General features: G+C 55.7%; 5 protein-coding genes and 1 tRNA gene. All 6 read left to right on the top strand.

Features of this window, described 5'->3' with window-relative positions:
• The first annotated feature begins 15 nt into the window (after positions 1-15).
• The 6 genes from KHQ28_RS06010 (at position 16) to KHQ28_RS06035 (ending at position 5,933) form a co-directional block, all read left to right on the top strand.
• Complete coding sequence (locus tag KHQ28_RS06010) at positions 16-606, top strand: transcriptional regulator (protein ID WP_002885410.1); 591 nt, start codon at positions 16-18, stop codon at positions 604-606.
• Positions 607-673: 67 nt separating this feature from the next.
• On the top strand, positions 674-2,761 hold the full coding sequence (locus KHQ28_RS06015) for a DUF1176 domain-containing protein (RefSeq protein ID WP_032418172.1): 2,088 nt from the start codon (positions 674-676) through the stop codon (positions 2,759-2,761).
• Between the two features lie 115 nt (positions 2,762-2,876).
• Positions 2,877-2,952: transfer RNA gene (locus KHQ28_RS06020), tRNA-Phe, on the top strand.
• Between the two features lie 869 nt (positions 2,953-3,821).
• The gene (locus tag KHQ28_RS06025) at positions 3,822-4,298 is read left to right on the top strand and encodes a PAAR domain-containing protein (protein WP_032418173.1); all 477 of its coding nucleotides are present in this window, start codon (positions 3,822-3,824) and stop codon (positions 4,296-4,298) included.
• Complete coding sequence (locus tag KHQ28_RS06030; protein WP_032418174.1) at positions 4,298-5,533, top strand: PAAR domain-containing protein; 1,236 nt, start codon at positions 4,298-4,300, stop codon at positions 5,531-5,533. The genes KHQ28_RS06025 and KHQ28_RS06030 overlap by 1 nt, the downstream gene beginning before the upstream one ends.
• Entirely contained in the window at positions 5,526-5,933 is a 408-nt protein-coding gene (locus KHQ28_RS06035) for a DUF943 family protein (RefSeq protein WP_032418175.1), read from the top strand. Before KHQ28_RS06030 ends, KHQ28_RS06035 begins: the two co-directional genes overlap by 8 nt.
• Positions 5,934-6,186: the final 253 nt, after the last annotated feature.

Below are 6,186 nucleotides of genomic sequence, written 5' to 3' on the forward strand. Positions count from 1 at the left end.
ACTTTAGGAGGAAAGATGGAGGAGAACACCGTGCTACGTGAAGACGTCCTGGCAGAAGCCATTAAGATTCTTGAAATTGAAGGTATCGCCAACACGTCGCTGGAGATGGTCGCTGAGCGCGTGTCCTGCCCGACGAGCGACCTGAAACGCTTCTGGCCTGACCGCGAAGCGCTGCTGTACGACGCGCTTCGCTATCTGAGCCAGCAGGTGGATGCCTGGCGTCGTCAGCTCCTGCTGGACGAGACCTTAAGCGCAGAGCAAAAGCTGCTGGCACGCTATGCCGCACTCACCACCTGCGTAAGCAACCAGCGGTACCCGGGCTGCCTGTTTATCGCCGCCTGCACCTTCTACCCGGATCCTCAGCACCCCATTCACCAGCTGGCGGAACAGCAGAAGCAGGCTTCGCTGGCCTACACTCACGAGCTGCTGACTCAGCTGGAGGTGGATGACCCGGAAATGGTCGCCAAGCAGATGGAGCTGATTGTCGAGGGCTGTCTGAGCCGTCTGCTGGTCAAACGTAGCCAGACGGATGTGGATACCGCCCGGCGGCTGGCTGAAGATATTCTACGCTTCGCCCAGTGCCGTATGGGCGGCGCCTTGACCTGATTCTGATATCCTAACCGCCACGTCGCGCCTATAATTTCCCCCTCACTGATTGCTGACAGGGATTGATATGCGCGCGTTCTTCTGGGCTGCCTGGCTGGGCCTCTGCTCTACGCCCCTGCTGGCGGCTCCCCTGCAAGGTTTTTCCTTTGCACAAAAAGACTGGGAGCTCGCCTGCGATAATACCGGCGCCTGCCGGGCGGCGGGTTACGGCGTCCGCATGGGTGAGGTCAGCGTGCTGTTGACCCGCAACGCGGGCAGCGAACAGCACCTCACCGCTACGGTAACCTTTGCGCAAATCGAGCACGATATCCCCGCCGACTCCACCGCCAGCCTGCTGATCGACGACCGGGATTTTGGCGCGCTGGACGCTCTCGACGACAGCCACTTTCGCCTCGACAGCGATCAGACCACCGCCCTGCTACAGGCGTTAACGAATCAGCGCAAAATCGAATTCACCCTTAACGGCCAGCACCTGCCGCTTTCCAGCGCCGGCAGCCGCGAGGTGCTGGGTAAAATGGATGCGTTTCAGCGACGCACCGGCACCGCCGATGCGCTGCTGGATAAAGGCGATGCCGGCGACGATGCCATTTTGCCAGCCACTCCCGCCCCGGAAATTATCGCCGCCCCGGTTCTCCATAACGCGCAGCCAGTGCCGTTGAGTATGCTTCAGCGCCAGAAACTGCTGCCCATCCTGACGCCGCTGCTGAACCAGCGCTGCGACGACTGGCAGAATCAGGCCATTCCGGCGGCAGATCGCCAGATCACGCTGACCGCGCTGGATAAAACCCATTCTCTGGCGCAGGCGCTCTGCTGGCGAGCGCCCTATAACGACGGTTATGCCCTGTGGCTGGTCGATAACGACCAGTTGAGCAAACCGCGACTGCTCACTACCGAGGCCTCCAGCTACGCCGACGGCGCTATCGTCTTTTTGCACAAAGAACGGGGCATGGCCGACTGCGTCACCGGCGAGACGCGCGTTTGGGATGGTAAAACCTTTACCCCCAGCCTGAAGTACAGCACCGGTATGTGTCGGGAAATCACCCCGGGTGGCACCTGGATGCTGCCGACCTTTGTCAGCCAGGTGATCCCCAGGCAGCAGAAAGAGGCGGATAACCTGGCTCTGCGCACGTTGTATAACGCAGTGTTGAAAGCGCAAAAAAGCGATCCAGAATTGTCGCTGAATAAGGTCGCCGAGCAGTTTCCGTTAACCGGCCATATTACCGACTTCACGCTCACTTACGCCGACGATACGCTGATCACGACCAGTAAACCGTCCCCGGATATCAGCGATGATGAGTGGCAGGCGTTTCTGCGCTCCTCGATTAGCGCGGATTCAGAAAACGGCAAAGTCAGCTTTACCCTTATCGACCTCGACGGCGACGGCAAACGCGACCTGATCATCGACAGCTATGTGGGCGGCACCGGGCTCTTCAGCTACACCGGGGTGCTCAAGCGAGGTGATGATGATTTTGCCGCCGTCAACGGCAGCGACAGTGATAATGGTGATGATTTCGATGCCGGGGTGCCCGGCGCCCTCTTTTCCATTAATGGCCGCGGGGCTAACCAGTGGAACCACTGGGTCAAAATCAACGGCCAGGTGTATGCCCTGTGGTACAACGGCCAGTTTGGCGAAGATAACCTCTACCTGCTACGCCCGTTCAGCACCACCAGCCAGACGCCCGCGGTGACGGTTCGCTATCGCTATACGCTGAACAGCATCCGCTCCCCGGAGAAAGACCAGCCGCTGACCCCCAGCCTGAGCGACGGCGATAAAGCTGACCTGCTGCGCTCGCTGGAGGTAATGCAGGGCAGCCTGCTGAAAGACAGACCCGCCAGCGACAACGACGCGCCGATCTGCCCCATCCCGCCGGGCACCTCCGCTGACGAGGCGGATAACTACTACAGCGGCGTCGCCGTTAACTATATCTATGAGACGGTGGCCTATATTCCGGTCTGGCTGAACGGGAAGTGTTATATCGGCACCATTTTCAGCCATCATGGCGCCTATCGCCACGGCGTGGATGCGGAAATTACCCTGAGCTCGCCGCGTGAGGACGAGGAGGTCATTGGCGATTATCTCATCTCCGGACTACGCCACGTTATCGCCATTACCAGCGGCTGGAAAACCCGCGAGGGCGATAACGGCATGCAGTGAAGTTAAGCCAAAACGCGCCTTTGAACGCAGAATTGCCGCAAAGATAAGCAATCGATAAGTAATTTAAGAAATTTGGTTGACGGGGTGGGCGGATTACGGTTTAATGCGCCCCGTTGCCCGGATAGCTCAGTCGGTAGAGCAGGGGATTGAAAATCCCCGTGTCCTTGGTTCGATTCCGAGTCCGGGCACCACTATTTAAAGAACCCGCCCAAAAGGCGGGTTTTTGCTTTTCTGCATCCGGACTCTTCATCGAACTCCGTTCGATTATTCGCCGCACAGCGGCTCACCCCTTCGGGGCCAGCGCGGCAAGCGCGCTGTTCAACGCCTGCGGCGTTAGTCCGAGTCCGGGCACCACTATTTAAAGAACCCGCCCAAAAGGCGGGTTTTTGCTTTTCTACATCCGGACTCTTCATCGAACTCCGTTCTATCACCCGCTGCCTGGCGGCGCTGCGCTTGCGCGGACCTACGCTGTTTGAACCTGTGGAGGACCCGCAGGCCGGATAAGGCATTTATGCCGCCATCCGGCACAACCGCGAGTACGGTGTCTGATGTGTATCGCCCGGCGGCGCTGCGCTTGCGCGGGCCTACGCTGTTTGAACCAGCAGAGGACTCGTAGGCCGGATAAGGCATTTATGCCGCCATCCGGCACAACCGCGGGTACGGTGTCTGATGTGTATCGCCCGGCGGCGCTGCGCTTGCACGGGCCTGGAGGACGAAGAAACGCCTGCTGGAGATCACCTAAGACCATTACGGCCAAAGCAGTACCATCGTAGTGAATCAGTTCCCAGTGGACAGCATGGACTGATGGAGATCCTGACAACGGCAGACGTAATCCTGGACAGGCTGCTGTATAAAACGCGCGCAGGGTGGTTCTGCAGGGTAAGTCGATGAGGAAAAGCTCGCTGGTAGTGGAAAGCGAGGGAAAAACAGGTTAAAAGCACTATAAAAAGTTAACGCATCCCGATTGATCGAACAGATGCGAAACACTGATCGAACTTCAATTCTAATCCATGATCGCTCAGAGCGGAATGAGCAACCAGATACACTAAAAGGATTTACCATGTCACAGCAATACACCAATGAACTGACCACTGATGTACTGGAACGGCTGCGTCAGCCGCCATTTACCGATGAGTTTCTGTCAGAACTTGAGCCACAGTCGCGTCAGTCACTCGTCGCAGAAATGGAATCAATGTTACAGCGCCCTATTCTCCATATTTTCCGGGGTGCAACGATTGGTAGCCTGACCCGTCATGGTGGCGTGATCCGTGAGACATCCGGCAAAAGTACCCTTGACGGGCATTATTCTGCGCGGGTCGGAGATAAAGTTGTGTATCCGGATGGACGTGAGGCGACCATTATTTGCGGAGCCGGTAAAGGTCGGGTGATGCAGGGGGAATCGATGGCGCTCGTGGGCAGCATGCTGGATAACGGTGATGAAATCATTTCGACACCTCAGGGGTGTCAGATGTTTGTATTCCGTGAGGGCGATGCACTGCCGGATGGCTTTTTAACTGTGCCGGGAGATAAGCACTGATGGCGCTGGAAGGCTATTTTCTTTTCCAGGGAGATCGTACCGTCTGTGGCGGTAAAATTATCACCGGTGCTGAAGACACCGAATTTTTCGGGCGATCACAGGCGCGGGAAAGCGATAAAGTGACCTGCGGAAAACATCCGGGGATCTACCGTATTTGTGGTGGCATGGGCGACATGTACGAAGTAGGCGGTGTAAACCGCCAGCTAGCAGGCTCTATCGAAAGTTACAGCTCCTGCCCGTGTCGGGCGAAATTCATTCCGCAAGATTTGGATAACACCTACGAATATAACTGCAATGCCGGGCTGGCTGCCGAACGGGAGAGGGAAGCCAGCAGGAAAAAACTGAATGAGGCGAAGGCTAAAGGGCCTGAGCCAATGCCCCTTCCGGCGCTGATTTATGCCACGCAGAGGGCAATGGATGACTACGGCGCAAAGGACATGCACCACGGTGATCTGAGCGAGGAAGCACTGAAAGAGCGCTTTGGTCTGACGGACGTCTCGGCGAAAGTGAACCCGTATACGCTGACCCTTGTCCCACCAGCGCCCGCCAGTTCGTATGGTGTATTTTATCCGGGCAGCCTGACGGGAAGTACGCCGGTCGTGGTCACCCGGGAGGAAAGTGTCCGGCTGATGTTTGATGAGTTCCGGGGACTTGCCAAGGTATTCTCCTTCCATGGCCCATATAAAAACATCATCACCGACATGATTAATCATATGCAGGGGAACAGCGGCACACCGTACAGCAGCCCATTACTGGACAGGGCGCTGAAAGAGCAGATCCTGAATGACCATTCGAGTGATAGCTCGTTGTTGGGGATTAAAAGGGCCTTGGATGATGCTGTTAGCTACGAATATGGATTTCTTCCTCTCGGTAAAAAGGACGATTTATTCGACGGAAAGGGCAACTTTAAGGAAGTTAATAAAGCTGTTCTACCTAAATTTGATCGTCAGATCGATAAGACTAACGGGCTGGTGATTACCGTCCATGATACGTGGTCGACGCATATCACGCTCGAGTCACTGGAGGTGACGGGCGACAGCTACCGGGCGAAAGTACACTACCGGGTACAGGACCACTTCGGGCTTGATGACGCGGATATCCTGAACCCTGTTTTTCATCAGGGCCGAATTTTCCGGATCTGGTTTGTGCTGCAGCGCTATGTGAAATACGGCTATAGGCCGTTCATCACCGAGATGAATGCGACCGTGGAAATCAGCGGGAGGCGGGGTGAATAAGCGACTGATAGCGGGGGTTGTAGCGGCTGCGGTAGGTGGTTATCTACTATGGCAGTATATGTCCCCGGTTGAGATTGTGGCAGTTCACGATGGAAATACGATTCTGGTCAGGCATTTTCCATACCTGAAAAGTCGTCAGATAGCCTGGTGGGAAGCCAATAAGGCCGTAATACAGGCGAAGTACGGGATTCCACACGAGGGTAAAGACGGCTTTTACCATGTATGGATTGTTGATTTTGGGAATGGATATCGCACGGAACCGGATGAAAACCTACTGTTTTCTACCGATGAGGTTTTTTGTTTTAACGACATCCCGACAGAGGATCGGTGTATTGATAGAAAGCCCCTTTTTGACGTTAGGTGGAGTAGGAATTACGGGCTTAAATATGAGTCGTATTAACGTAATTGTTAACGGCTGAACGTGACATCACAAGGATCTTCTTGAGATCCTTTTTTCATGCGTATTCTCTTGCTTTGAAAACGAAAAAACCGCTCAGCAATGAACTGACCCCATGCTCTTGCGCGGACCTACGGACGAATGTCATGGGTGGACCCAATGCCATTTGTAAGCAGGATAAGGCATTTATGCCGCCATCCGGCACAACCGCGGGTACGGCGTCTGATGTGTATCGCCCGGCGGCGCTGCTGGACTG

The organism is Klebsiella sp. 28, from assembly GCF_018223905.1.
Lineage (GTDB): Bacteria > Pseudomonadota > Gammaproteobacteria > Enterobacterales > Enterobacteriaceae > Klebsiella > Klebsiella pneumoniae.

What these genes read in the sequence shown, in the direction of transcription:
- KHQ28_RS06025 (WP_032418173.1), top strand. Translation starts at nt 3,822, where the DNA reads ATGTCACAGCAATACACCAATGAACTGACCACTGATGTACTGGAACGG.
- KHQ28_RS06015 (WP_032418172.1), top strand. Translation starts at nt 674, where the DNA reads ATGCGCGCGTTCTTCTGGGCTGCCTGGCTGGGCCTCTGCTCTACGCCC.
- KHQ28_RS06030 (WP_032418174.1), top strand. Translation starts at nt 4,298, where the DNA reads ATGGCGCTGGAAGGCTATTTTCTTTTCCAGGGAGATCGTACCGTCTGT.
- KHQ28_RS06010 (WP_002885410.1), top strand. Translation starts at nt 16, where the DNA reads ATGGAGGAGAACACCGTGCTACGTGAAGACGTCCTGGCAGAAGCCATT.